Raw genomic sequence first — 24,481 nt, 5'->3', positions numbered from 1 at the left:
GGAGGGGTGGGGCGGGTTCTTTGTTGGGTGATAAAGAGGGGGTGCGGAGTGTGCGTTCGGGGAGCATTACCGAACGTGGCCGGTCGGACATAATCCGTCCGTGCCCAGCAATGCCGCTCCCCCGTTGAACGAGGACTTCCGGCTGGTCGAGGGGCTCCGGGGGCAGCGGCCCGGGGCCGTCGGCCATGTCTACAACGTGTACGGGCCTGAGCTCGTCGAGTATGCGGAGGGGCTGCTCGGCGAGCATGCGCGGGCGGTTGAGGCCGTTCGGTCGGCGTTGCTCGCGCTGCGGGGGAAGGGCGTGGACGTTCCGGACGCGGGGACGTTTCGGGACTGGCTGTACGAGTTGGTGCGGGACGAGTGCCGCGTGCCGGTGCGGGGGCGCCGGCGGGTCGTGGTGATCGGGGCGGCGGCCGCGGTGGTGCTGGTCGGGGGGATCTTCGCGGTGCTGGAGTCGGGGGGCGGCGGGAAGCCCGGGACGGCGCCGCCGGTGGCGGTGGCGACGCCGGAGCCGAGCCTTCCTTCGGTGACGGTCTCGCCGGCGCAGAAGGACGAGCAGAAGAAGCGGGACGAGAAGAAGCACGATGAGCCCGCGGCGGCGAAGCCGAAGAAGCACAGGCCGGCGGGTAAGGCCGGGCCCGGGCGGCTGGCGGTGGGCGACGGCGGGTGTCATGGCATCGGTGTGGCGGGGTTGCCGAGGTCGTGCCCGGTGCGGTTGACGGCGGTGGGCGGGACGGTGCACTGGGCGGTGACGTCGGTCCGTTCGCGGGGCGGGCGGGTCAGCGCGTCCGGTGGAGGGACGCTCAGCGCCGGGCGTTCCACGACGGTGAACGTGGTGGTGAGGCCGACCGTGCTCTGCTATGTCGGCGGGGGCGGCGGCGGGTCGGTGTCCTTCTCGCCCGGCGGGACGGCGACCGTCTCCTACACGTGCTGGCGGCGCTAGTAGGATCACGCTCCATGTCGCGAGCGACCTCCCGGGACCCCGATCGGCTGGTCCTGTTCACCGATGCGGTCGTGGCGATCGCGGTGACCCTGCTGGTGCTGCCGCTGGTGGACGTGGTTCCGGAGACGGTCCACGCGCACGGGGCGTCCAGCGAGGTGTTCACCGATCACAAGGCGCAGATCTACAGCTTCCTGCTGAGCTTCGTCGTGATCATCCGGTTGTGGCTCGTGCACCACGGGGCGTTCGAGCACATCCGCGGTTACACGCGCCCGCTGATCCTGTGGAACGCGGGCTGGGTGCTGGCCATAGTCGTGCTGCCGTTCACCACCGAGATGGTGGCCTCCTACTCCGCGCACGACCGCTTCACCACCGCGGTCTACATCGGCAACGTCCTCGCCGCCGCGGTGTGCCAGACGGTGGTCACGGTGATGTCCTACCGGGATTCCGACGTCGCGTCCGAGGACGATCCGCCGACGATCGACGCCGTACGCGGCGGGCTCTCCACCGTGTTGCTGCTGCTCGTCGCGCTCGTGCTGGCCGCTCTGTTCTCCGACGTCTCCTACTACGGGTTTCTGCTGCTGTTCCTGGAGCCGCTGGTGAGGAGGGGCTGGCGGCTCATCGGGGTCTGACCTGCTCGGAGACGAGGGAGCGGGCCCAGGTGTAGTCGGGTTTGCCGACGGGGGTGCGGCGCACGGCGTCCACGAAGCGGTAGAGGCGGGGCACCTTGTAGCCGGCGAGGCGGCCTCGGCAGTGCTCGGTGAGGGCCGCCTCGTCGGCAGGCGTCCCGTCGGCCAAGGTCAGGACGGCGGCGACGCGATGGCCGAACCGAGGGTCGGCGGCGCCCACGACGACGGCGTCCGCGACGGCGGGGTGGCCGCGCAGGACCGTCTCGACCTCCTCGGCGAACACCTTCTCGCCGCCGGTGTTGATGACCAGGGAGCCGCGGCCCAGCAGGGTGACGGTGCCGTCGTCCTCGACGCGGGCGTGGTCGCCCTGCAGGGCCCACCGCCGCCCGTCCGGGTCCTGGACGAAGGTCGCGGCCGTCTTCTGCTCGTCGCCCCAGTAGGCGAGGGGGATGTGGCCGGTGCGGGCCACCAGCCCCTCGCCGCCGGGCGGGACCGGACGCAGGTCGTCGTCGAGGACCGCGAAGTCGGAGGCGAGCCGGAAGCGGCCGTCGCCTTCGCTGACGCCCATCGCCCCGGTCTCGGTGCCGCCGAGGTTGTCGGAGATGTAGACGCCGGGCAGCGCCGCCTCCAGCCGCTTCTTCACGGCGGACGACAGCGGCGCGCCGCCCGACCCGAACCCGAAGATCTCCAGGTCGCGGTGCCGGCCGGTGGCCAGCTCGTCCGCGACCGGACCGGCCATCCCGTTGCCGACCAGCATGAACACCTGGCTGCGCTCGCGGGCGGCGAGCTCCAGCGCGGAGCGCGCGTCGAAGTGCCGTCCGGTCCACAGGATCGCCGTGCCGCCCGTGGTGAGCGCGATCAGCGTCATCCACTGGCCGCCGCCGTGCATCAGCGGGGCGTGCACCTGGACGCGCATCGGCTCCCGCTCGGCGCATCCGGCCAGTTCCTCCGGGGACGCGATGATCGAGCCGCCGCCGTAGGTGCCGCCGCCGAGGGCCGCGAAGAAGATGTCCTCCGACCTCCACAGGACGCCCTTGGGGAGGCCGGTGGTGCCGCCGGTGTAGAGCAGGTAGGGGTCGTCGGACGAGCGCGGCCCGACGTCCGGTTCCGGGGACGCGGCGGCCAGCGCCTTCTCGTACTCGGCGTCGGCGGACGGGCCGGCGCCGTCGTCGATGGCGACGACGTGCCGCAGCCGGGGCAGCCGAGCGCGGTCGACATTGCCCAGCAGCGTGCGTTCGGCGACCAGCGCGACGCATCCGGAGTCGCCGAGCAGGTGCGCGAGCTCGCCGGCGACGTACCGGTAGTTGACGTTGACGGGGGCAGCGCGGAGCTTGAAGCAGCCGAGCATCGTCTCGGCCCACTCGGCCCGGTTGTAGGCCAGGATCCCCACGCGGTCGCCCGGTTCCACGCCCGCGCCGGCCAGGTGGTGCGCGACGCGGTTCGCGCGCGCGTCCAGCTCCGCGTAGGTCAGCCGCACCGGTCCCGCGACCAGCGCCGTGCGGCCGGGGCAGGCGCCGGCCACCACCTCGAAGAGGTCCGCGAGGTTGAACGAGCGCGGCGTCACGAGCGCGCTCCCCGCACCAGCCGGCCCGGCAGTTCGCCGGTGTGCTCGCCGTCGGCGAAGACCTGCGTGCCGGAGACGAACGTGGCGAGGTACCCGTCGGCGCGCTGGACGAGGCGCCGTCCGCCCGCGGGCAGGTCGTACAGCATCTCCGGGCGGCGGTTGGCGATGCGGTCGAAGTCGATGAGGTTGAGGTCGGCCTTCATCCCCTCGGCGATGACGCCGCGGTCGGCCAGCCCGTACAGCCGGGCGGTGTCGCGGGTCATCAGCCGCACCACGTGCTCCAGCGGCAGCTTCTCGCCGCGCCGCCGGTCGCGCGCCCAGTGGCTGAGCATGGTGGTGGGCAGGGACGCGTCGCAGATGAAGCCGCAGTGCGCGCCGCCGTCGCCGAGGCCGAGCACGGCCCGCGGGTGGGTGAGCATCTCGCGGACGGGGTCGAGGCTGCGCTCGGAGTAGTTCAGCAGCGGCAGCAGCATCAGGTTGCGGCCGTCGTCCTCCAGCAGCAGGTCGTAGAACAGGTCGAGCGGGTCGCGTCCGGTGGCCGCGGCCTGGGCGGCCACCGAGTCCTGCGGCGCCGGCTCGTAGTCGGGACGGTCGTCGTCCAGCGGGAACAGCCGGTCCAGGCAGCCGCGGACCATCCCGGCCAGCAGGTTCTCCTCGTCCGGACGCTCACCGAGGATCCTCGCCCGGACGCCGGGGTCGCGCATCCGGGCCACCCGCTCCGGCAGCGGCAGCAGCGACAGTTCGGACACGTACGTCGGGTGGTCGCCGAACGCGTGCAGCGTCTCCAGCCCGATCAGCATCCCGAACGGCCGGCCCGCGACCTGCGGGTGCAGCCGGGCGTCGGTTCCGGCCGACAGCTCCATCAGCTCGCGCCACAGGTCGGGCGCGGCGTCCACCTGCAGCAGCGCGAACGACACCGGCCGGTCGATCGCCTCCGACAGCCGCCGCATCCACCGGACCTCGTCCGGCGGGGAGTTGACGTCCTCGCCGGCGGCGCCGACGGGCGCGATCTCGTAGACGCCGGTGCCGAGTTCGCGCAGCGCCTCGCCGATCCCGAACAGCTCGTCCTCGGCGGCGAACGTACCGGGCACGGGCTCGCCGTCGATGGCCCGGTGGGCGAGGGTGCGGGAGGTGGAGAAGCCGAGCGCGCCCGCGGCGACGCCCTCCTTGACGATCGCCTTCATCGCGGCGATGTCGTCGGCGGTGGCGGGCTCGTTGCGGGCGCCGCGCTCGCCCATGACGTACGCGCGGACGGCGCCGTGCGGGACCTGCGTGCCGATGTCCATGGTGCGGGTCGTGCGGTCGAGCGCGTCCAGGAACTCGGGGAAGCTCTCCCACTCCCAGGTGATGCCCTCGGCGAGGGCGGAGCCGGGGATGTCCTCGACGCCCTCCATCAGGCCGATCAGCCAGTCGTGCCGGTCGCGCCGGGCCGGGGCGAACCCGACGCCGCAGTTGCCCATGACGACCGTGGTGACGCCGTGCCAGGACGACGGGGCCAGGATCGGGTCCCAGGTTGCCTGCCCGTCGTAGTGGGTGTGGATGTCGACGAAGCCGGGGGTGAGCAGGGCGCCGTCGGCGTCGACCGTGCGGCGGCCGGGGCCGGCGTCGGGGCCGACCGCGGTGATCCGGTCGCCGGTGACGGCGACGTCCGCGTGGTAGGGGGCCGCTCCGGTGCCGTCCACGACCCGGGCGTTCCTGATCACCAGATCATCCATGGGGCCACTCCTCCCGGCGCCTGGGCACCGAACCGGCGGAATCCTCTGAGACTTATGTCTAGACGAGCGTCTCATCCCAAACAAGCGATTGGCCGTTTCCTGCCATCGTGACGGCGCCGCGGACCGGCGGCAAGAGGGCCGCCCGAGGGGTTCCGGACGACGTGACCCGATCTTTGCCCGATATGCCCGGTTTCGGGGTCGATCGACGGGTACGCCGACAAGGACATACGCCACTTCGACCTGGTCAGGGAGGTATCCCCATGACTGGGATGACGGATACTCCACGCACCCGGATGACCGGGATGCTGAAGGCCCCCCGCAGCCGAGGCATGATCAGCGGCCTGCTGCTGGTCCTGCTGGGACTGTGGGGCGGGCTCATCCCGTTCATCGGCCCGTACTTCGACTTCGGATTCGGGTCGAGCAGCGCCTGGGTCTACAACACCGACCGGCTGGTGCTGTCCATCCTGCCGGCGGTCGCCGTGATCCTCGGCGGGCTCGTCCTGCTGGTCAGCGCCATCCGCCCCGTCGCCCTCGTCGGCTCCTGGCTCGCCATCCTGGGCGGCCTGTGGTTCGTCGTGGGCACCACCATCGCGCCCCTGTGGAACACCAGCCTGGGGGCGCCGATGGGCGGGCAGACGCGCCGGATCGCCGAACAGCTCTCGTTCTTCCAGGGACTCGGCGCCATCACCATCTTCCTGGCGTCGATGGCCCTCGGCCGCTTCCTGGTGGTCGGCGTGCGCGAGGCACGGCGCGCCGGCCTCGCACGAGCCGAGCGCGACCGCGCCGCGGCGACCGCGGGCGCCGGCACAGCCGGTGCCGCCGGCACCGCTCCCGCCGGACGGGAGCGCGCGGACGGCCGAGAGCGCACGGACGGTCGGGAGCGCGCGGACCGAGGGTCCACCGCCGCTCCGGAATGGGAGCACCAGGGGGAGGTCCGCCAGGACGGCCGGCGCCATTCGGCGGCGGCCGGGCAGACCTGGCGCGTCAACCCGCCCCGCCGGTAAGCCGATCGGCCGAGGAACGACGCTCGCGGCGAGCGGAACCGCCGCGAGCGTCGTCCCCTGCGCGCTGCGCCCATGAGGCGGTCAGGCGGTCAGCGTCCCGCGCCGTGGGCTCCGGTCATGAGGTCGGCGAGGTCGTCGGGGTGTAGGAAGGACGGGGGCGGCGGCGGGCCCCAGTTGAACAGCCCTTTGGCGCCTTCGAGGGTCTCGGGCGTCCAGAGCTGGTCGTCGAGGATGCAGTCGAGGTCGGAGTAGTACTCGGAGAAGTTGCCGGCCGGGTCCTTGAGGTACCAGAAGAAGTTGGATCCGGCGTGGTGGCGGCCGAGGCCCCACACGTGGCGTTCGGGATGGCCCTCCAGCATTGCCGAGGCGCCGCGTCCGACCTCGTCGATGTCGTCGACCTGCCAGGACGTGTGGTGCAGGAAGCACACGGGCGCCGCCAGGACCAGCAGGTTGTGGTGGTCGGTGGAGCAGCGCAGGAAGACGCCGGCGTCCTTGATGATGTCGCTGGTGCGGAAGCCGATGCCGTCGCGGAAGAACGCGGTGGTCGCGGCGAAGTCGGTGGTGGCCAGCACCGCGTGGCCGAGCTTGCGGGGCCGGACCGGTTCCTCGCGCAGGACGCCCGGCGCGCGGGTGCCGACGCGTTCGAACCGTCCGGGCCCGTTGTAGGGGGTGGGCGGGACGGCCTCCTGCCGCAGCCGGGGCGCCACCTCCACCACGGCCCGCACGCCCGTGACGGGCTCGACCGCGGTGAGGCCGCCGGCGGACCGGTCGCAGGGCACGCCGAGCCGGCCCAGGCGGGCGGCCGCGGCGCCCAGGTCGTCGGGCGAGTCGGCGGCGATGCGCATCTCGACGAGGCGTCGGGTCGGGCTCGCCACGATCCGCAGCTGGCGTCCGCCGTCGCGGGTGCCGAACCAGCCCCCCGTGCCGGGCCGCAGGCCGAAGTCGGCGTAGTAGGCCGCGGTCTCGGCGACGTTGGGGACGCCGACGGTGACCGAGATCAGGCGGTGCAGAGGCATGGTGTCTCCTCGGCTGGAGGGGTGGGAGCCGGAGGCCGTCAGGCGGGGACGAACCGCTGGCGCAGTTCGCCGATGCCCTCGATGCGGCTGACCAGCTCGTCGCCCGGGGCGAGCCAGCGCTGCGGGTCGCGGCCGAGGCCGACGCCCGCGGGGGTGCCGGTGAAGACCAGGTCGCCGGGCAGCAGCGGGAGCACCGCCGACAGCCGCGCGACCAGCAGCGGCACCGGGAAGATCAGGTCGCGGGTGCGGGCCTTCTGCATCTGCTCGCCGTTGATCGCCGAGGTCAGCTCCAGGTCGTCGGGGTCGTCGAACTCCTCGGGCGTGACGACCCACGGCCCGGTCGGGGCGAAGCCGGGGAAGGACTTGCCCAGGCTGAACTGCGGGGCGGGCCCGGCGAGCTGCGACACCCGCTCGGAGACGTCCTGGCCGACCGTCAGCCCGGCCACGTGGTCCCAGGCGTCGGCCTCGGCGACATTGCGTGCTTGCCGGCCGATCACGGCGACCAGCTCGACCTCCCAGTCGGTGTGGCCGCCCGGCGGCAGCGTCACCTCGGTGACCGGGCCGGTGATGCTGGTGACGAACTTGGTGAAGACCGGCGGCAGCCCCTCCGGCGCGTCGAAACCCGACTCGGCGGCGTGGGCGCGGTAGTTCAGCCCGATCGCGAAGACCTGGCGCGGCGCCGGCACCGGCGCCTCCAGCTGGGACGGCTCAAAGGCGTCGCCGTCCGGCAGCGCAGTGGCCGCGGCCCAGTCCCGGAAGCCCTCCCAGTCGGTGTAGACGGCCTGCGGATCGGCCCCGAAGCGGCCGCCGCTCGCCCGTTCGACGTCCACCGCCCGGCCGTCGCGCACGATGACCAGCCGCCCGCCGAGGTTCCCGATCCGCATCCGCACTCCTAATTCACCATGATGATTAGGGCGATCATGCCTGCCAGTCTCGTCGAGGGTCAAGGGTTCCGCCCGCTAATGTGCATGGCGAATTCAGCCGAGGAGGACCGAGTGCGTTCCGTACACGCCCATGCGGATCGTCCACGACCACAGGACCGCCGGCCCCCTCTGACCGGGGTTCACCGGTCCTCGCCGCTCGTCGTGATCTGGGCGACCTCGGGAAGCCGATCGTCACCGGCCGACGTCGGCGCCAACCGCGTGACGGCGGCGGGCATCGGGCCGACGGTGAAGACGCGGGTGAAGGAGGCGACGGTGACACCGGCGAAGGACGCTTCGGACGGCACCTGCCCCGGGAGCGGGATGACGTGGGACCCCGCGTCGAGCCGGCCGTCGAAGACGAGCATCGATGCGCTCTTGGGCTCCGGGGGCACGAATGATGTGCCCCACCACGCCTCGACGGTGACGGGCGCGGAAGCGCCGAGCGCGAGCCGGATCGAGCGCTGCGCGGCGTCGTAGGCGACGTCGCCGCCGTCGAGGTCCTCGGCCGAGGTGGTCGCCTGCACCTGGGCGGCGATGAGGCCGGGGATGCCGGCGAGCCCCTGGACGAAGGTCACGCGCGGGTTGCGTCCGGAGATGCCCTCGCGCAGCCGCCGCTTCGTGTCGGCGGGGACCATGCCGCCGAAGACCAGCACGTCGAGATCGGTGACGTCGTAGTCGTCGAGGACCTGGTCGAACCGGTTCGTCGCGTCCGCGGAGTAGCCCTTGGCGCGCAGGATGTCGACGGCGGCGACGAGCACGCTGGGGCTGCGACCGACGACGAGAACGCGGTCTGTGTCGTTCTTCGGCGAGGTGTTCACTGTCGGATCTCCCTTGGCGGTGGGTGCGAAACGAGCCGCGGCATCGCGGCCCAAGTGTTGGCTCAACCAACATAGCTAGTGTTGGCGCGACCCACAAGTGCAGGCTTGGCGCGTATCCACGCATCACCCCGGCGCCGACCCGCTCCGGCCCGGACGGCAGGCGGCTTATCGGGGTTTAACCCCGGTTGGGGGATGCTCGGCGCATGCGTGTGCTGATCGTTGAGGATGAGCGGGTGCTCGCGGACACGATCGCCGAGGGGCTACGTGAAGAGGCCATGGCGGTGGACGTGGTGTACGACGGCGACGACGCGCTGGAACGGGCGTCCTACAACGAGTACGACGTGGTCGTCCTCGACCGGGACCTGCCGACGGTGCACGGCGACGAGGTGTGCCGGGAACTGGCGGGGCGGCGAGGCCCGGCCCGGATCCTGATGCTGACGGCGGCCGGGGACGTCGAGGACCGGGTGGACGGGCTCACCCTCGGCGCCGACGACTACCTGCCCAAGCCGTTCGTGTTCGGCGAGCTGGTGGCGCGGGTGCGGGCGCTCGCGCGGCGGTCGGGCACACCGGTGCCGCCGGTGCTGGAGAGCCGCGGGATCCGGCTGGACCCGCACCGGCGGCGGGTCGCACGCGACGGCCGGGAACTGCGGCTGACGAACAAGGAGTTCGCGGTGCTGGAAGAGCTGCTGCGCGCCGAGGGCGGGGTGGTGAGCGCCGAACGGCTGCTGGAGCGGGCCTGGGACGAGAACATCGACCCGTTCAGCAACATCGTCCGGGTGACGATGGCGACGCTGCGCCGCAAGCTGGGCGAGCCCGCGGTGATCGAGACGGTGACGGGGTCGGGCTACCGGTTGGAGGCGCGATGAGCGTGCGGGGAATGCTGCGGACGCCGAGGCTGAGCGTCCGGACGCGGCTGACGCTGGTGTACGGGTCGCTGTTCATGGTGATGTCGGCGGTGCTGGTCACGGTGACGTACCTGCTGACGGTGCACACGATGGACCAGCGGCTGCCGGCGCGAACCACCGTCGACCCGCAGACGGTGACGAAGCTGAGGACGCTGGCGACGACGCGGGACCTCGACCAGATCCTGGCGCTGAAGGCCGAGGCCGACCGGCAGCTGACGCGGCAGAAGCACAGCGTGCTCGAGCAGCTGCTGCAGAGCTCGCTGCTGACGATGCTGGTGCTCGGCATCCTGGCGGTGGTGATCGGCTACCTGGTGGCGGGGCGGATGCTGCGCCCGCTGCACAAGGTGACCGCGACGGCGCGGCGGCTCTCGGAGAGCACCCTGCACGAGCGGATCGCGCTGGACGGTCCGCAGGACGAGATCAAGGACCTGGCCGACACGTTCGACCGGATGCTGGACCGGCTGAACCGGGCGTTCGACGCGCAGCGCCGGTTCGTCGCGAACGCCTCACACGAGCTGCGCACGCCGCTGACCATCAACCGGACGGTGCTGGAGGTGGCCCTCGCCAGCCGGAAGAACCCGCCGGAGACCAAGGCGCTCGCGGACGTGCTGCTCGGCAACACCGAACGGCACGAGCGGCTGATCGACGGGCTGCTGCTGCTCGCCAAGTCCGAGCGGGAGCCGGCCGATCCGGCGCCGACGGCGCTGCCGGACGTGGTGCGCGGCGCGCTCGGCGAGCTGGACGGGCGGGCCGGGGCGGTGGACGTGGAGGCGCGGCTGGCGCCGGCGGAGGTGGCGGGCGATCCGGTGCTGCTGGAGCGCTGCGCGATGAACCTGCTGGAGAACGCGGTGAAGTACAACGTGCGGGACGGGCGGGTGTGGGTGCGCACCGGGGTCCGGGACGGGGAGGCGTTCCTGCAGGTGGTGAACACCGGACGGCTCGTCCAGCCGTACGAGGTGGCGGGCATCTTCGAGCCGTTCCGGCGGCTGCGGGCCGACCGGGTGGGCTCGGCGGACGGCGCGGGCCTCGGCCTGTCGATCGTGCGGGCGGTGGTGGGCGCGCACGGCGGGACGATCGAGACGGTCCCGCGGCCGGGCGGCGGGCTGTCGATCACCGTCCGGCTGCCCGCCCTGCCCCGGGCCGCCCTCGTGCCGGTGTGACCGCGAGCGGCTAGCCGGCGTTCTCGGCGGGGAGCGGCCAGGGCGGCGGCTGCGGCCAGTCGACGCGGCCCTCGGGACGGGTCTGGTCGGTGCCCGCGGTGAGCCAGCGGTGCACGACCTTGCCGGTGGCGTTGCGGGGCAGCTCGGGGATGAAGTGCACGTCGCGCGGCACCGCGTACCGGGCGACCTGCGCGTGCACGTAGGCGCGGACGGCCTCGGCGTTGAGCCGGGCGCCGGGCCGCAGCACGATGTAGGCGGCCAGGCGCTGGCCCCAGTCGTCGTCGGGGACGCCGATCACCGCGGCCTCGCCGACCTCGGGCAGGCGCAGCAGGGCGTCCTCGACGTCGCCGGGCACGATGTTCTCGCCGCCGGAGACCACCATGCCGTCGGCGCGGCCGTCCACGAACAGCAGGCCGCGGTGGTCGATGTGGCCGAGGTCGCCGGTGGCGAGCAGCCCGTCGCGGACCTGCATCGGCTCGCCGCCGGTGTACCCCTCGAACAGCAGCTCGTTGGCGGCGAAGATCTGCCCGATGGTGGAGCGGCCGACGCGCCGGCCGTCGGCGCCGACGATGACGAGCGAGGTGTTGCGCGGCGGGCGGCCCGCGGTGCGCGGGTCGGTCCGCAGGTCGCGCGGGGTGGCGATGGACACCCAGGACGCCTCGGTGGAGCCGTAGACGTTGTAGAGCCGGTCGCCGAACGCGTCCATGAACCGGGTGGCGAGGTCGCCGGGGAGCGCGGCGCCGCTGAGCGCGACGATCCGCAGCGAGGAGGTGTCGTGGCCCTCCCGCACCTGCGGGGCCAGGTCGAGGATGCGCTGGAGCATGACCGGGACGGCGAACACGACCGTGTCGCGGTGGGCGGCGATGGAGCGCAGCGTCCGCTCGGGGTCGAACCTGCGGTGCAGGACGATGGTCGCGCGCAGCGCCCAGGCCATCTGCAGCGCCGCGTAGCCCCAGGTGTGGAACAGCGGCGCCTCGATGATCATGGTCTGCCGGGCGCGCAGCGGGATCCGGGAGGTCATCGAGGCCAGCGGCCACAGCCCGGGGCGGGGCGGGCGGCGGGCGCCCTTGGGGCGGCCGGTGGTGCCGGAGCTGAGCATGATCGTCCGGCCCTGGATCTGCGGCGGGCCCGGCGCGGTCTCGGGCGCGGGCACCGAGCGGATCACCTCGTCGATGCTCGGCCCGGTCTCGGCGGGGCCGGGGTCCGCGGCGCGCTGCGGAGGCGGCGCGGGCGCGGGCGGTGCGGCGACGGGCGCGGCCAGCGGCGGATCGCCGCCGGGCGGGCCGGGCCGGCGGTCGGCCCACAGCACGGTGCGGCGCAGCGCGATCGGCACGTTGGCCAGCAGCGGCGCGAACTCGGCGTCGGCGACGATCAGGGCGGGGCGCAGCTCGCCGAGCACCGCGCGGATCTGGCCCGTTCCGAAGCCGGTGTTGAGCAGCACGACCTCGGCGCCGCGCTTGCTGCACGCGACGAGCGTCTCGACCATGCCGCGGTGGTTGCGGCACAGCACGCCGACGCGCGGGCGGGGGCCGTGCAGGGGCAGCCCGATGGCGAGGCGGGTCGTCCGGTCGTCGAGCTCGGCGAAGGTGAGGGCGCCCTCGTCGTCGATGAGGGCCGGCCGGGACGGCGAGTGCGCGGTGGCGGCGGCGAGGACCCCGGCGAGCGTGGTGCCCCAGCGGCGCAGCGCGCCGAGCTGGCGCCACACGCGGCGGGGCCCGCCGGACAGCAGCAGCCCCGTGCGCAGCAGGAGGCCGCCGAGGTCGCGGGCGTGCCCGATCCGCCGGCGCAGCCCCGGCCGGTAGACGGGCCTCGCATGGGTCACCGCGCCTCCTCCGGTGATTTCGAGTCACGTTACCCACGAGTCCCGGGCCGAACAAGGGCACCGGCGCGTCAGTGGTTACTGACGAGTAGCCTTTGTGGTTACCAGCCAGTAGCATCGACCTGTCCACCACCGACAGCCCATCCGCAGGGAGGACGACCCGTGCCTCGCACCGCACGCGACGTCGTGTTCGTCGACGGCGTACGCACGCCGTTCGGCAAGGCCGGCCCCAAGGGCCTGTACGCGCAGACCCGCGCCGACGACCTGGTCGTCCGCGCGATCCGCGAGCTGATGCGCCGCAACCCGTCCCTGCCGCCCGAGCGGGTGGACGAGGTCGCGATCGCCGCCACCACCCAGACCGGCGACCAGGGCCTGACCATCGGACGGTCCGCCGCCGTCCTCGCCGGGCTGCCGAAGAGCGTGCCCGGCTACGCCATCGACCGGATGTGCGCGGGGGCGATGACCGCCGTCACCACGACCGGCGCCGGCATCTCGTTCGGCTCCTACGACGTCGTCATCGCGGGCGGCGTCGAGCACATGGGACGGCACCCGATGGGCGAGGGCGTCGACCCGAACCCGCGGTTCCTCGCCGACAAGCTCGTCGACCCGTCCGCGCTGGTCATGGGGACGACCGCGGAGAACCTGCACGACCGGTTCCCGCAGATCACCAAGGACCGCGCGGACGCCTATGCGGTGCGCAGCCAGCAGAAGGTCGCCGCCGCCTACGCGGCCGGGAAGATCCAGCCCGACCTGGTCCCGACCGCGATCCGCTCCGCCGAGCAGGGCTGGGGCCTGGCGACCGAGGATGAGCCGCCGCGCCCCGGCACCACGCTGGAAGACCTCGCCAGGCTCAAGACCCCGTTCCGCGTGCACGGCAACGTCACCGCCGGGAACGCCGCGGGCCTCAACGACGGCGCGACCGCCTGCCTGCTGGCCGCCGAGGACGTCGCCCGCGACCTGGGCCTCGCGCCGAAGATGCGCCTCGTCGACTTCTCGTTCGCCGGTGTCGAGCCCGAGGTCATGGGCGTCGGGCCCGTCCCCGCCACCGAGAAGCTGCTCGCCCGCAACTCCCTGACCATGGACGACATCGGCCTCATCGAGATCAACGAGGCGTTCGCCGTGCAGGTGCTGGCGTTCCTGGAGCACTTCAAGATCGCCGACGACGACGCGCGGGTGAACCCGTGGGGCGGCGCGATCGCGCTCGGCCACCCGCTCGCCTCGTCCGGCGTGCGGCTGATGAACCAGCTGGCCCGGCTGTTCGAGGAGCGCACCGACGTCCGCTACGGGCTGACGACGATGTGCGTGGGCATGGGCATGGGCGGAACCGTGCTCTGGGAGAACGTGAACTGGGAAGGCGCCAAGTGAGCAGCCTGGGAGAAGTATTCGCGGACGAGGTCGTCACGCACGCGTACGTCAGGGACGTCCAACTTCCACACGGCGCCGGCACCCTCGCGCTGATCACGCTCGACAACGGCCACGACCACACCAAGCCGAACACCTTCGGCCCGAACGGCCTCGCCGAGCTGGACGCCGCGATCGACCGGATCGCCGCACGCGACGACATCGCGGCGGTCGGCGTCACCGGCAAGCCGTTCATCTTCGCGGTCGGCGCCGACCTCAAGGGCGTCCCGCTGATCTCGAGCCACGCGGACGCGCGCGCCATCGGCAAGCTCGGCCACGACGTGTTCCGGCGGCTCGGAGAGCTGGGCGTCCCGTCGTTCGCCTACTACAACGGCGCGGCGATGGGCGGCGGCGTCGAGATCGGCCTGCACTGCGGCTACCGGACGGTCTCCGCCGGCGTCCCGGCGTTCGCGCTGCCGGAGGCGTTCCTCGGCCTGGTGCCCGGCTGGGGCGGCACGTACCTGCTGCCGAACCTGATCGGCGCGGAGAAGGCGCTGAAGGTCGTCATCGACAACCCGCTCGCCCAGAACCGGATGCTGAAGGGCCGGCAGGCCTACGAGCTGGGCATCGCCGACGCGATCTTCGACTCGGCCGACTTCCTGGAGGAGTCGCTCGCCTGGACGGCCCGCGTCCTCAACGGCGAGATCACCGTCACCCGGCCCGAGGTCGACAAGGGCAAGGCGTGGGACGACGCCGTCGCGATGGCCCGCTGGAACCTCGAGGGCAAGCTGCACGGCGCGGCGCCGTCGTTCACCCGCGCGCTCGACCTGGTCGCCGCCGCGAAGGACCGCGGCCGCGACGAGGGCTTCGCCGCCGAGGACGAGGCTCTCGCGGACCTCATCATGAGCGACGAGCTGCGCGCCGGGCTGTACGCGTTCGACCTCACCCAGAAGCGCGCGAAGCGTCCCGCCGGCGCGCCCGACACGTCCCTCGCGCGCAAGGTCACCAAGGTCGGCGTCGTCGGCGCGGGCCTGATGGCCTCGCAGCTCGCGCTGCTGTTCGCGCGCCGCCTGGAGGTCCCGGTCGTCATGACCGACCTCGACCAGGAGCGCCTGGACAAGGGCGTCGGCTACGCGCACGGCGAGATCGACAAGCTGCTCGGCAAGGGCCGCCTCTCCCCCGACAAGGCCAACCGGCTGAAGGCGCTCATCAGCGGCTCGCTGACCAAGGACGCGTTCGCCGACGCCGACTTCGTCATCGAGGCGGTGTTCGAGGAGATGTCGGTGAAGCAGAAGGTGTTCGCCGAGGTCGAGGAGCACGTCTCCGCCGACTGCGTCCTCGCGACCAACACCTCCTCGCTCTCGGTCACCGAGATGGCCGCGAAGCTGGAGCACCCCGAGCGGGTCGTCGGGTTCCACTTCTTCAACCCGGTCGCGGTGCTGCCGCTGCTGGAGATCGTCCGGGGCGAGCGGACCGGCGACGCCGCGCTCGCCACCGCGTTCGCGACCGGCAGGGCGCTGAAGAAGTCGTGCGTGCTGGTCAAGGACGCCCCGGCGTTCGTGGTCAACCGCGTCCTGCTGCGCCTGCTCGCGGAGATCGTCAAGACGGTCGACGAGGGCACCCCGATCGAGGTGGCCGAGCGCGCCGCCGCGCCGCTCGGCCTGCCGATGCCGCCGTTCGTGCTGATGGGGCTGGTCGGCCCGGCGATCGCGCTGCACGTCAACGAGACCCTGCACACCGCGTTCCCGGACCGGTTCCCGCTGTCGGACAACCTGGCCAAGCTCGTCGCGTCCGGCAAGAAGGGCGTCTACCTGCCCGACTTCTCCCTCGACCCGGAGGTCGTGGCGATCTTCGGCGGCGGGACGAGCCCGTCCACCGAGGAGCAGGTCCTCGACCGGGCGCTCGCCGCGCTGGCCGACGAGATCCGGACCATGCTGGACGAGGGCGTCGTCGCGGCGCCCGAGGACATCGACCTGTGCATGATCCTCGGCGCGGGCTGGCCGTTCCACCTCGGCGGCATCACCCCGTACCTCGACAGGTCGGGCGTCGCCGAGAAGGCGGCCGGCCGCCGCTTCCTCGCCCCCGGCGTCGCCTCGCTTCCCGCCTGACCGGCGGATCGTCCACCGTCCGGGCGCTACGGGCGGTGGACGATCATAAGCGGCGCGCATCGGGGCATAGGCCTGTCACAACGACGTGACGCCGAGGAGCCGACGATGAACCTGCTGCGCACCAAGTCGGTCGAACAGTCCATCAAGGACACCGAGGAGCCCGGGCACCGGCTGCGCCGCGACCTGTCCGCGCTCGACCTGGTCGTGTTCGGCATCGGGGTCATCGTCGGGACCGGCATCTTCGTCCTCACCGGGCAGGTCGCCAAGGACAAGGCCGGGCCCGCCGTGGCGATCTCGTTCATCCTCGCCGCCGTCGTGTGCGCGCTGGCCGCGCTATGCTACGCCGAGTTCGCCTCCACCGTCCCGGTCGCCGGGTCGGCCTACACCTTCTCCTACGCCACCCTCGGCGAGTTCCCGGCCTGGATCATCGGCTGGGATCTCATCCTGGAGCTGGCGCTCGGCGCGGCGGTGGTGTCGGTCGGCTGGTCGGGGTACTTCGCCTCGCTGCTGGACAGCGCGGGCCTGCACCTGCCCGCCGCGATCCTCAACCCGCCGGGCAGCAACGGCGGCGTCGTCAACGTGCCGGCGATCGCGCTGGTGCTGGTGGTGACGGGGCTGCTCGTCCTCGGGGTGAAGATCTCCTCGCGGGTGAACGCGGTCGTCGTCGTGGTGAAAGTGGCCGTCGTCCTGCTGGTCATCGTGGCCGGCCTCTTCTTCGTCAAGGGCGACAACTACCACCCGTTCATCCCGCCCTCGGAGCCGAACACGTCGGTGAAGGGCGCGGCGGCGCCGCTGATGCAGGTGATCTTCGGGATCACCCCGGTCAGCTACGGCTGGCTCGGCATCTTCGCCGCGATCGCCATCGTCTTCTTCGCCTACATCGGGTTCGACATCGTCGCCACCGCCGCCGAGGAGGCCCGCCGGCCGCAGCGCGACCTGCCGATCGGCCTGATCGGCTCGCTCGTCATCACCGCGATCCTCTACGCGGCGGTGTCGACCGTCGTCGCCGGGATGCAGAACTACAAGAAGCTCTCCGACGCCGCGCCGCTCGCGGACGCGTTCAAGTCCGTCGGGCACTCCGGGTTCGCCACGGTCATCGACGTCGGCGCCGTCGTCGGCCTCATCGCCGTCGTGCTCATCCTGCTGCTCGGGCAGAGCCGGGTGTTCTTCGCGATGAGCCGGGACGGGCTGCTCCCGCCGTGGCTGTCGGTCATCCACCCGCGGTTCGGCACCCCCTGGCTGTCGACGGTCATCATGGGCGGCATCGTCGCCGTGCTGGCCGGGTTCATCCCGCTGGCCAAGCTCGCCGAGCTGGTCAACATCGGCACGCTGTTCGCTTTCCTGCTGGTGTCGGTCGGCGTGCTGATCCTGCGCCGCACCCGCCCCGACCTGCCGCGCGCGTTCCGCACCCCGTTCGTCCCGGTGATCCCGATCCTGTCGGTGCTGGGCTGCCTCTTCGTCATGATCAACCTGCCGCTGGAGACCTGGTACCGGTTCCTGGCCTGGATGGCGATCGGCGCGGTCATCTACGCCCTCTACGGCCGGACGCACAGCCGCGTCGGGCTCGCCGCCACGAACGTTTCCGGCAAATCCTGACACCGCGCCTGACGGCCGTCATACGATCATGCGGACGCGCAGGCCCCTCCCGCACGAACGGTGGACAGGCACATGAGCGACACCTCGGCCCCGCCCGCCGGCGGCCCCTCCCCCTCGGACCGGATCGACTCCACCCGGCCGCACTCGGCCCGGGTCTGGGACCACTGGCTCGGCGGCAAGGACAACTACGACGTCGACCGGGCGCTCGGCGACCAGATCGCCGCCACGTTCCCGCACGTGGTGACCATGGTCCGCGCCGACCGGACGTTCATGGCGCGGTCGGTGCGGTTCCTCGCCGAGCAGGGCGTCGACCAGTTCCTCGACATCGGCACCGGGCTGCCGACCGAGCCGAACGTCCACCAGGTCGCGCAGAGCGTCGTCCCGACCGCGCGCGTGGTGTACGTCGACAACGACCCGGTGGTCCTCGCGCACGCGCGGGCGCTGCTGAACTCCCCGTCGGGCGCCACCGCCTACCTGGACGCCGACCTGCGCGAACCCGGCCGGATCCTGGCCGACGCGGCCGCCACCCTGGACCTGAACCGGCCCGTCGCGATCACGCTGATGAGCCTGATGCACTTCGTGGCCGACTTCGGCGACGCCCGGTCCGTCCTGTGGCGGCTGCTGGACGCCGTCCCGTCCGGGAGCTGGCTCGCCTTCACCCACGCCACCGCCGAACTCGGCGGCCCGAAGGTGCGGGAGGCGTTCGAGATGTGGAACGCCAACGCCGTCCAGAAGGCGCGGCCCCGCGACCGCGCCGACGTCCTGGCCCTCATCGACGGCCTTGAGCTGGTGGAACCGGGCGTGGTGTCCCCGACCCGCTGGCGGCCGGGACCGGACGATGACCCCGCGGCCCCGGAGGTGCCGCTCTGGGCCGGGGTCGCGCGCAAGCCCTGATCATCCGCCAGAGGGCGCGCGCGGCGGGGCCGTTGAGTCGATCCGTGACCGGTGTCACGGTGTCCTTTTGCCGTGCGGGTCGGCACAATACGCGCATGGCTTCTCCTGTGCTCGTCGCGGTGATCGGCTCGGGGCCCGCCGGCATCTACGCCGCCGAGGCCCTCGTGAAGCAGACCGACGGAGACGTCCGGGTGGACGTGTTCGACCGGCTGCCGACGCCGTACGGGCTGGTCCGCTACGGCGTCGCGCCCGACCACACGTCGATCAAGTCGATCGCCAAGTACCTGCAGCGGGTGCTGGAGAACCCGGCCGTCCGCTTCTTCGGCTGCGTCGAGCTCGGCCGCGACCTCACCCGCGCCGACCTGCTGGACTGCTACGACGCGGTCATCTACTCCACCGGCGCGATGGTCGACCGGCAGATGCGCATCCCCGGCGAGGACCTTCCCGGCAGCATCGCCGCCACCGACTTCGTCAACTGGTACTGCGGGCACCCCGACGCCGCCGACCACTCCTTCGACCTGTCGGTCGAGGAGGTCGCCGTGATCGGCGTCGGCAACGTCGCCGTCGACGTGGTGCGGATCCTGGCCAAGACCGCGGACGAGCTGCGCTCCACCGACGTCCCCGAGCAGGTCATCGAGGCGCTGACGAAGAGCCGGGTCAAGCGCGTCCACATGATCGGGCGGCGCGGGCCCGCGCAGGCGAAGTTCACCACCAAGGAGGCCCGCGAGCTCGGCGAGCTGCCCAACGCCAGCATCCACGTGAGCCCCGAGGACATGGACCTCGACCCCGCCAGCGCCGAGCTCGCCGAGAGCGACCGGCACGTGCGCGGCAACGTCAAGGTGCTGAACGCCTGGACCGGCGAGCCCGCCCCCGGCCGCGCCCGGCACATCGACGTCCGGTTCTGGCGCGCGCCCGCCGAGATCCTCGGCACCGACCATGTCGAGGGCCTGCGGCTGGAGAAGACCGCGCTCGACGAGTCGGGCCGCGTCGTCGGCACCGGCGAGTTCGAGACCCTGCCGGTCGGCCTGGTGCTGCGCTCGGTCGGCTACCAGAGCGTCCCGCTGGACGGCGTCCCGTTCGACGAGCGGTCCTCCATCGTGCCGAACGAGGGCGGCCGCATCCTCGGCGCGGACGGCTCGCCGGTGCCCCGCGAGTACGTCGCCGGCTGGATCAAGCGCGGCCCGTCCGGCGTCGTCGGCACCAACAAGTCCGACGCCGCCGAGACCGTCCGCAACCTGCTGGCGGACCTGGAGGGCACCGACGCGGCGCCCAAGCGCACCATCGAGGAGGTGCTGGAGTCGCGGGGGCTGCCCGTCGTCACCTACGACGACTGGCTGAACCTCGACGCCGCCGAGATCGCCCTGGCCCGCAGCCTCGACCGCGGCGAGCGCGTGAAGCTGGCCCGGTGGGAGGCCATGACGTCGGCCTGCCGCGACGCGATCACGGGCCGCAAGAAGCCGCCGGGAAACTAGTGACGGATGCGTGCACGGAGCGCTACCGTGCGCGGGTGACCGTCGGTCCAGAACTGTACGGGTTCCCCCCACCCGAGACGGTGCCCGACCTCAGGTGGCTCGGTCCCGACTACGTCTCCGTGCTCGTGCACGACCTGACGCAGGGGCTGCTGCGCCAGGATCCGCGCACGTCCGTCATGGGCGTGCGGTGCGAGGGCGAGCCGCGGCTCGCCCCGTCCGTCGACCCGGCCGGCGTCATCCGCGCCCACGACGCCTGCTTCCCGCTCCAGGTCTACGTCCAGGACGGCGCCGGGCGCCCCTGGCGGCTGCGCGGCCGGTGGACCTACTCCGGCCGCGAGCTCGGCACCCGCGCCGCGTCCATCACGCACTTCTGGCAGCTGCTGTCCGCCGAGGGCATCTGACGCGGCTCAGTCGGACGTCGCGGGCTCGTGCGCGTCCGACGCGGTGACGCGGGCGACGGCCTCGGTGATGTCGCGGGCCAGGTCCTGCGAGGTCAGGCCGCAGTCGGCGAGGATCAGGTCGCGCTTGGCGTGGTCCAGGAACTCCTGCGGGATGCCGAAGGTGCGGACCGGGGTGTCGACGCCCTCGTCGCGCAGCAGGCGGGCCACGGCGTCGCCGACGGCGCCCACGCGGCCGTTGTCCTCGACCACGGCGACCATGCTGTGCGCGGCGGCCGCGGCCGACAGTGCCGGGTCGAGGGGCTTGACGAAGCGCGGGTCCACGACGGTGGCGCCGATGCCCTGGTCGGCCAGGCGCCCGCCGACCTCGACCGCGGGCGTCGCCATCGCGCCGACCGCGACGATGAGCACGTCGGCGCCGTTGGCGCCCGGGTGGCGGGCCAGCACGTCCATGGAGCCGAGGCGGTCGACGGCGTCCAGGTCGGCGGCCACGGCGCCCTTGGGGAAGCGCAGCGCGGTCGGGCCGTCGGAGATCGCCAGGCACTCGCGCAGCAGCTCGGCGACGCGGGCGCCGTCGCGCGGGACCGCGATTCGCATGCCGGGCACGAGCTGGAGCAGCGACAGGTCCCACATGCCGTTGTGGGACGGCCCGTCGTCGCCGGTGACGCCGGCCCGGTCGAGCACGAACGTGACCGCCTGGCCGTGCAGCGCCACGTCCATCAGCACCTGGTCGAACGCCCGGTTCAGGAACGTGGCGTAGACCGCGACGACCGGGTGCAGGCCGCCCAGGGCGAGCCCGGCGGCGGACGTCACCGCGTGCTGCTCGGCGATGCCGACGTCGTAGATGCGGTCCGGGTAGGCGGCGGCGAAGTCGGCCAGCCCGACCGGGTGCAGCATCGCGGCGGTGATCCCCACCACGTCGCGGCGCTCCCGGCCGATCTCGACCATCTCCTCGCTGAACACGTTGGTCCAGATGCGGCCCTTGGGCTTCTGCACGCCGGTCTCGCGGTCGTACGGGCCCGGCGAGTGGAACTGCTCCTCCTCGTCGTTCTCCGCGGGCGAGTAGCCGTGGCCCTTGCGGGTGATGCAGTGCACGATCACCGGCCCGCCGAACGCGCGCGCCTTGCGCAGCGCGTGCTCGACGGCCTGCTCGTCGTGGCCGTCGATGGGGCCGACGTACTTGAGACCGAGGTCCTCGAACATGGCCTGCGGCTGCAGGATGTCCTTGAGGCCCTTCTTGATCCCGTGCAGCGCCTCGTAGGCGACGTTCCCGACGACGGGCGCCCTCGGAACGGTCCGCTTGACGAGGTCGAGGGCCTGCTCGTAGGTCGGGGTGACGCGCAGGGCGGCCAGATGGCTCGCCAGCCCGCCGATCGTCGGCGAGTAGGAGCGGCCGTTGTCGTTGACGACGATGATGACCTTGCGGTCCTTGCCGTCGGCGATGTTGTTGAGGGCCTCCCAGCACATGCCGCCGGTGAGCGCGCCGTCGCCGACGACGGGCACGACCACCCGGTCGCCCTCGCCGCGCAGCTCGAACGCCTTGGCCAGCCCGTCGGCGTAGGACAGCGCGGTGGAGGCGTGCGAGTTCTCGATCACGTCGTGCTCGGACTCGGCCCGGCTGGGGTAGCCGGAGATGCCGCCGCGCCGCTTGAGCAGGGTGAAGTCGTGCCGGCCGGTGAGCAGCTTGTGCACGTAGGACTGGTGCCCGGTGTCCCAGAGGATCTTGTCCTTGGGCGAGTCGAACACCCGGTGCAGCGCGATGGTGAGCTCCACCACGCCGAGGTTGGGGCCCAGATGGCCGCCGGTCTTGGCGACCGCGTCGATCAGGAAGTCGCGGATATCCTCCGCGAGGCCCGGCAGGTGCGCGGCGTCCAGTCGTTTGAGGTCGTCGGGACCCTTGATCGACTCCAGCAGGCTCACGCGTGTCAACTCCTCCGTCGGGGACCGGTTCCCCTGGCTCGGGCCGTTCCGAGTTTAATCCCGGTTCGCCCGCGACGCGCCGGAGGGGGACCTGGCCGCCGGGTGTGAAACGCCTGACCCCGGCGGGGCCGATGGGGTAGGAAAAGAGCATGGCCGTCGAAGAGATCGTACTGCTCAACGCGGATGACGAGGCGGTCGGAACCGCCCCCAAGGCCGCGAGCCACCATAGAGACACGCCGTACCACCTGGCCTTTTCCTGCTATGTGGTGGACACGGAGGGTCGCGTTCTGATCACTCGCCGCGCCCTGTCGAAGCGGACCTTCCCCGGCGTCTGGACGGGCAGCTGCTGCGGCCATCCGGGTCCGGGCGAGGGGCTGCGCGGCGCCGTGCTGCGGCGATTGCGGGACGAACTCGGCATCTCGGGCGTGTCCCTGACATCCGTCCTCCCCGCGTTCCAGTACCGGGCGGTCGCCGAGGACGGCACCCTCGAGAACGAGCGCTGCCCGGTGGTGCGCGCCGACGTCCCCGCGGGCACGCCCGTCGCGCGCAACCCCGACGAGGTCGAGGACGCCGAGTGGTGGACGTGGCGGCAGTGCCTCGACCTCGCCGCGCGCCCGGAGGCCTCGCCCTGGTACCGGCTGCAGCTGGCCGAGCTGGCCCCGCTGGGCGCGCCCCGCGACTGGCCCGACGCCGGGACCGCGACGCTCCCGCCCGCCCTCACCTGGTAAAAGCCGCCGGAACGGCGCGGCGGCCACCGCCGTAAAGCCGTTCCCCACGGGCCGGGTGCGCATCCGCGCGCCCGGCCCGCGTCCGATAACCGAGAGATCACTTTTCCGTCCCCGGTGTTGACCCGGTCACGTCCCGAACGGACGCTTGCTTATCCCGGGGGTAACCGAAGGGACGGACGATGCTAGGACGTGCTCCCCGGCGTCGCTGGACGGCATTCGCGGCCGCCGCGATGACCGGTGCTCTCGCCTTGTCGGCGTGCGGCGGTAACGGAAGCAAGAGCAACAACGACAAGTCCCAGGTCGAGGTCTTCTCCTGGTGGACCGGTCCAGGCGAAGCGGACGGGCTCGCCGCGCTGAAGGCCGACTTCGAGAAGAAGAATCCCGGTACGAAGTTCGTCAACGCCGCGATCGCCGGCGGGTCGGGCACGCAGGCGCAGGCGGTGCTGGCCAGCCGCCTGCAGAACCGCAAGCCGCCGGACTCCTTCCAGGGGCACGCGGGCGCGGAACTGCTCGACTACATCAAGGCCGGGCAGATCGAGCCGCTGGACTCCTTCTACGACGAGAACAATCTGAAGTCGGTCTATCCGCAGCAGCTCCTCCAGCAGATCAGCTACAAGGGCCACATCTACTCGGTGCCCGTCGACATCCACCGGTCGAACATGCTCTGGTACAACCCGAGCATCCTGAAGGACGCCGGAATTGCGGACGCGCCCAAGTCGATCCCCGAGTTCATCGCCGACCTGAAGGCGGTCAAGCAGAAGACCAAGAAGGTGCCGCTGTCGCTCGGCGCGCAATGGACGGCGGACCACCTGCTGGAGAACGTCCTGCTCGGCGACCTCGGCACCGACGCCTACAACGCGCTGTGGAAGCCGGGCGCCGACTGGAGCACCGCGGCGGTGACGAAGGCGCTGAACGACTACGCCGAGATCGTGAAGTACACCACCGTCGAGGCCGCGTCCACCGACTGGCAGGGCGCCGCGAAGGCCGTGGTGGACGGCAAGGCCGCGTTCAACATCATGGGCGACTGGGCGTACGGCTACTTCGTCAACCCGGCGCCCAACGGCCTGAGCAAGAAGCTCGACACCGACTTCAAGTACGCGCCGACGCCCGGCACCGACGGCACCTACCTGTGGCTGTCGGACAGCTTCACCCTGCCCAAGGGCGCGCCGCACCACGCCGGTGCGCTGGCCTGGCTGAAGGAGGTGTCCAGCCGTGAGGGACAGGACCTGTTCAACCCGAAGAAGGGGTCGGTGCCCGCGCGCAAGGACGCCGACAAGAGCCTGTACAGCACCGGCTACCTGAAGTACGCGTTCGAGCAGTGGAACAACCCGGCCACCAAGCTCGCCGGCTCCTTCTGGCACGGCGTCAACGCCAGCAAGAAGCAGCACACCGACATCGACACGGCGGTCGGCCTGTTCCTGCAGAGCAAGGACATCGGCAAGCTGCAGTCGCAGCTCGTCGCCGCGGCCAAGAACAGCGGTCAGTGACGCGCCGCCAGACGGCACGGCGTTCCCCGACCGAGCGTGAGGAC

20 protein-coding genes are annotated in these 24,481 nt (G+C 72.2%); 13 read left to right on the top strand and 7 right to left on the bottom strand.

Features of this window, described 5'->3' with window-relative positions; translation table 11 throughout:
• Positions 1 to 100: 100 nt before the first annotated feature.
• Together ABD296_RS18740 and ABD296_RS18735 are read left to right on the top strand one after the other, a co-directional pair.
• Positions 101 to 943, top strand: a complete 843-nt coding sequence (locus ABD296_RS18740; protein ID WP_344268262.1) for a hypothetical protein — start codon at positions 101 to 103, stop codon at positions 941 to 943.
• A gap of 14 nt (positions 944 to 957) precedes the next feature.
• Complete coding sequence (locus ABD296_RS18735; protein WP_344268259.1) at positions 958 to 1,572, top strand: TMEM175 family protein; 615 nt, start codon at positions 958 to 960, stop codon at positions 1,570 to 1,572.
• Here the strand turns inward: ABD296_RS18735 and ABD296_RS18730 are convergent.
• Together ABD296_RS18730 and ABD296_RS18725 are read right to left on the bottom strand one after the other, a co-directional pair.
• Entirely contained in the window at positions 1,559 to 3,133 is a 1,575-nt protein-coding gene (locus ABD296_RS18730; protein WP_344268257.1) for an AMP-binding protein, read from the bottom strand. The two genes, ABD296_RS18735 and ABD296_RS18730, sit on opposite strands and share 14 nt — an antisense overlap.
• On the bottom strand, positions 3,130 to 4,848 hold the full coding sequence (locus ABD296_RS18725) for an N-acyl-D-amino-acid deacylase family protein (protein WP_344268255.1): 1,719 nt from the start codon (positions 4,846 to 4,848) through the stop codon (positions 3,130 to 3,132). Before ABD296_RS18725 ends, ABD296_RS18730 begins: the two co-directional genes overlap by 4 nt.
• A gap of 269 nt (positions 4,849 to 5,117) precedes the next feature.
• On the opposite strand from ABD296_RS18725, the gene ABD296_RS18720 reads away from it, so the two are divergent.
• The gene (locus ABD296_RS18720; protein ID WP_344268253.1) at positions 5,118 to 5,852 is read left to right on the top strand and encodes a hypothetical protein; all 735 of its coding nucleotides are present in this window, start codon (positions 5,118 to 5,120) and stop codon (positions 5,850 to 5,852) included.
• 89 nt (positions 5,853 to 5,941) lie between these two features.
• Here ABD296_RS18720 and ABD296_RS18715 read toward each other — a convergent pair whose 3' ends face one another.
• From ABD296_RS18715 to ABD296_RS18705, 3 genes are all read right to left on the bottom strand, one after another.
• On the bottom strand, positions 5,942 to 6,868 hold the full coding sequence (locus ABD296_RS18715; protein ID WP_344268250.1) for a VOC family protein: 927 nt from the start codon (positions 6,866 to 6,868) through the stop codon (positions 5,942 to 5,944).
• Between the two features lie 38 nt (positions 6,869 to 6,906).
• Positions 6,907 to 7,752: a fumarylacetoacetate hydrolase family protein gene (locus ABD296_RS18710; protein ID WP_344268247.1), complete on the bottom strand. Its 846-nt coding sequence runs from the start codon at positions 7,750 to 7,752 to the stop codon at positions 6,907 to 6,909.
• 179 nt (positions 7,753 to 7,931) lie between these two features.
• Positions 7,932 to 8,609, bottom strand: a complete 678-nt coding sequence (locus tag ABD296_RS18705) for a hypothetical protein (RefSeq protein ID WP_344268244.1) — start codon at positions 8,607 to 8,609, stop codon at positions 7,932 to 7,934.
• Between the two features lie 203 nt (positions 8,610 to 8,812).
• Between ABD296_RS18705 and ABD296_RS18700 the strand changes: the two genes are divergently transcribed.
• Together ABD296_RS18700 and ABD296_RS18695 are read left to right on the top strand one after the other, a co-directional pair.
• The gene (locus ABD296_RS18700; RefSeq protein WP_344268240.1) at positions 8,813 to 9,475 is read left to right on the top strand and encodes a response regulator transcription factor; all 663 of its coding nucleotides are present in this window, start codon (positions 8,813 to 8,815) and stop codon (positions 9,473 to 9,475) included.
• A complete protein-coding gene (locus ABD296_RS18695; RefSeq protein ID WP_344268238.1) occupies positions 9,472 to 10,674 on the top strand; it encodes a sensor histidine kinase in 1,203 nt (400 codons plus the stop codon). Before ABD296_RS18700 ends, ABD296_RS18695 begins: the two co-directional genes overlap by 4 nt.
• A gap of 10 nt (positions 10,675 to 10,684) precedes the next feature.
• Here ABD296_RS18695 and ABD296_RS18690 read toward each other — a convergent pair whose 3' ends face one another.
• Positions 10,685 to 12,496: an AMP-binding protein gene (locus ABD296_RS18690; protein ID WP_344268236.1), complete on the bottom strand. Its 1,812-nt coding sequence runs from the start codon at positions 12,494 to 12,496 to the stop codon at positions 10,685 to 10,687.
• A 159-nt stretch (positions 12,497 to 12,655) separates the two neighbouring features.
• Between ABD296_RS18690 and ABD296_RS18685 the strand changes: the two genes are divergently transcribed.
• The 6 genes from ABD296_RS18685 to ABD296_RS18660 all read left to right on the top strand — a co-directional run bounded on the left by ABD296_RS18685 (position 12,656) and on the right by ABD296_RS18660 (position 20,305).
• Entirely contained in the window at positions 12,656 to 13,858 is a 1,203-nt protein-coding gene (locus ABD296_RS18685) for a thiolase family protein (protein WP_344268233.1), read from the top strand.
• Positions 13,855 to 15,942, top strand: coding sequence for a 3-hydroxyacyl-CoA dehydrogenase NAD-binding domain-containing protein (locus ABD296_RS18680; protein ID WP_344268230.1), 2,088 nt, complete (start codon positions 13,855 to 13,857; stop codon positions 15,940 to 15,942). Before ABD296_RS18685 ends, ABD296_RS18680 begins: the two co-directional genes overlap by 4 nt.
• 105 nt (positions 15,943 to 16,047) lie before the next feature.
• Positions 16,048 to 17,538, top strand: a complete 1,491-nt coding sequence (locus ABD296_RS18675; protein ID WP_344268227.1) for an amino acid permease — start codon at positions 16,048 to 16,050, stop codon at positions 17,536 to 17,538.
• Positions 17,539 to 17,610: 72 nt separating this feature from the next.
• Positions 17,611 to 18,432 (top strand): SAM-dependent methyltransferase, encoded by an 822-nt coding sequence (locus ABD296_RS18670; protein ID WP_344268225.1) that lies wholly within the window; start codon positions 17,611 to 17,613, stop codon positions 18,430 to 18,432.
• Between the two features lie 95 nt (positions 18,433 to 18,527).
• On the top strand, positions 18,528 to 19,904 hold the full coding sequence (locus ABD296_RS18665) for an FAD-dependent oxidoreductase (protein ID WP_344268222.1): 1,377 nt from the start codon (positions 18,528 to 18,530) through the stop codon (positions 19,902 to 19,904).
• 35 nt (positions 19,905 to 19,939) lie between these two features.
• Positions 19,940 to 20,305 (top strand): hypothetical protein, encoded by a 366-nt coding sequence (locus ABD296_RS18660; protein ID WP_344268219.1) that lies wholly within the window; start codon positions 19,940 to 19,942, stop codon positions 20,303 to 20,305.
• Positions 20,306 to 20,311: 6 nt separating this feature from the next.
• Here ABD296_RS18660 and dxs read toward each other — a convergent pair whose 3' ends face one another.
• The gene (gene dxs / locus ABD296_RS18655) at positions 20,312 to 22,222 is read right to left on the bottom strand and encodes a 1-deoxy-D-xylulose-5-phosphate synthase (RefSeq protein ID WP_344268216.1); all 1,911 of its coding nucleotides are present in this window, start codon (positions 22,220 to 22,222) and stop codon (positions 20,312 to 20,314) included.
• A 149-nt stretch (positions 22,223 to 22,371) separates the two neighbouring features.
• On the opposite strand from dxs, the gene idi reads away from it, so the two are divergent.
• On the top strand, positions 22,372 to 22,950 hold the full coding sequence (gene idi, locus ABD296_RS18650) for an isopentenyl-diphosphate Delta-isomerase (RefSeq protein ID WP_344268213.1): 579 nt from the start codon (positions 22,372 to 22,374) through the stop codon (positions 22,948 to 22,950).
• Between the two features lie 230 nt (positions 22,951 to 23,180).
• Positions 23,181 to 24,437, top strand: a complete 1,257-nt coding sequence (locus ABD296_RS18645) for an ABC transporter substrate-binding protein (RefSeq protein WP_344268210.1) — start codon at positions 23,181 to 23,183, stop codon at positions 24,435 to 24,437.
• Positions 24,438 to 24,481 lie beyond the last annotated feature (44 nt).

This window comes from Actinomadura napierensis, from assembly GCF_039529375.1.
GTDB lineage: Bacteria > Actinomycetota > Actinomycetes > Streptosporangiales > Streptosporangiaceae > Spirillospora > Spirillospora napierensis.
This window is presented reverse-complemented; position numbering and strand designations above follow the sequence as displayed.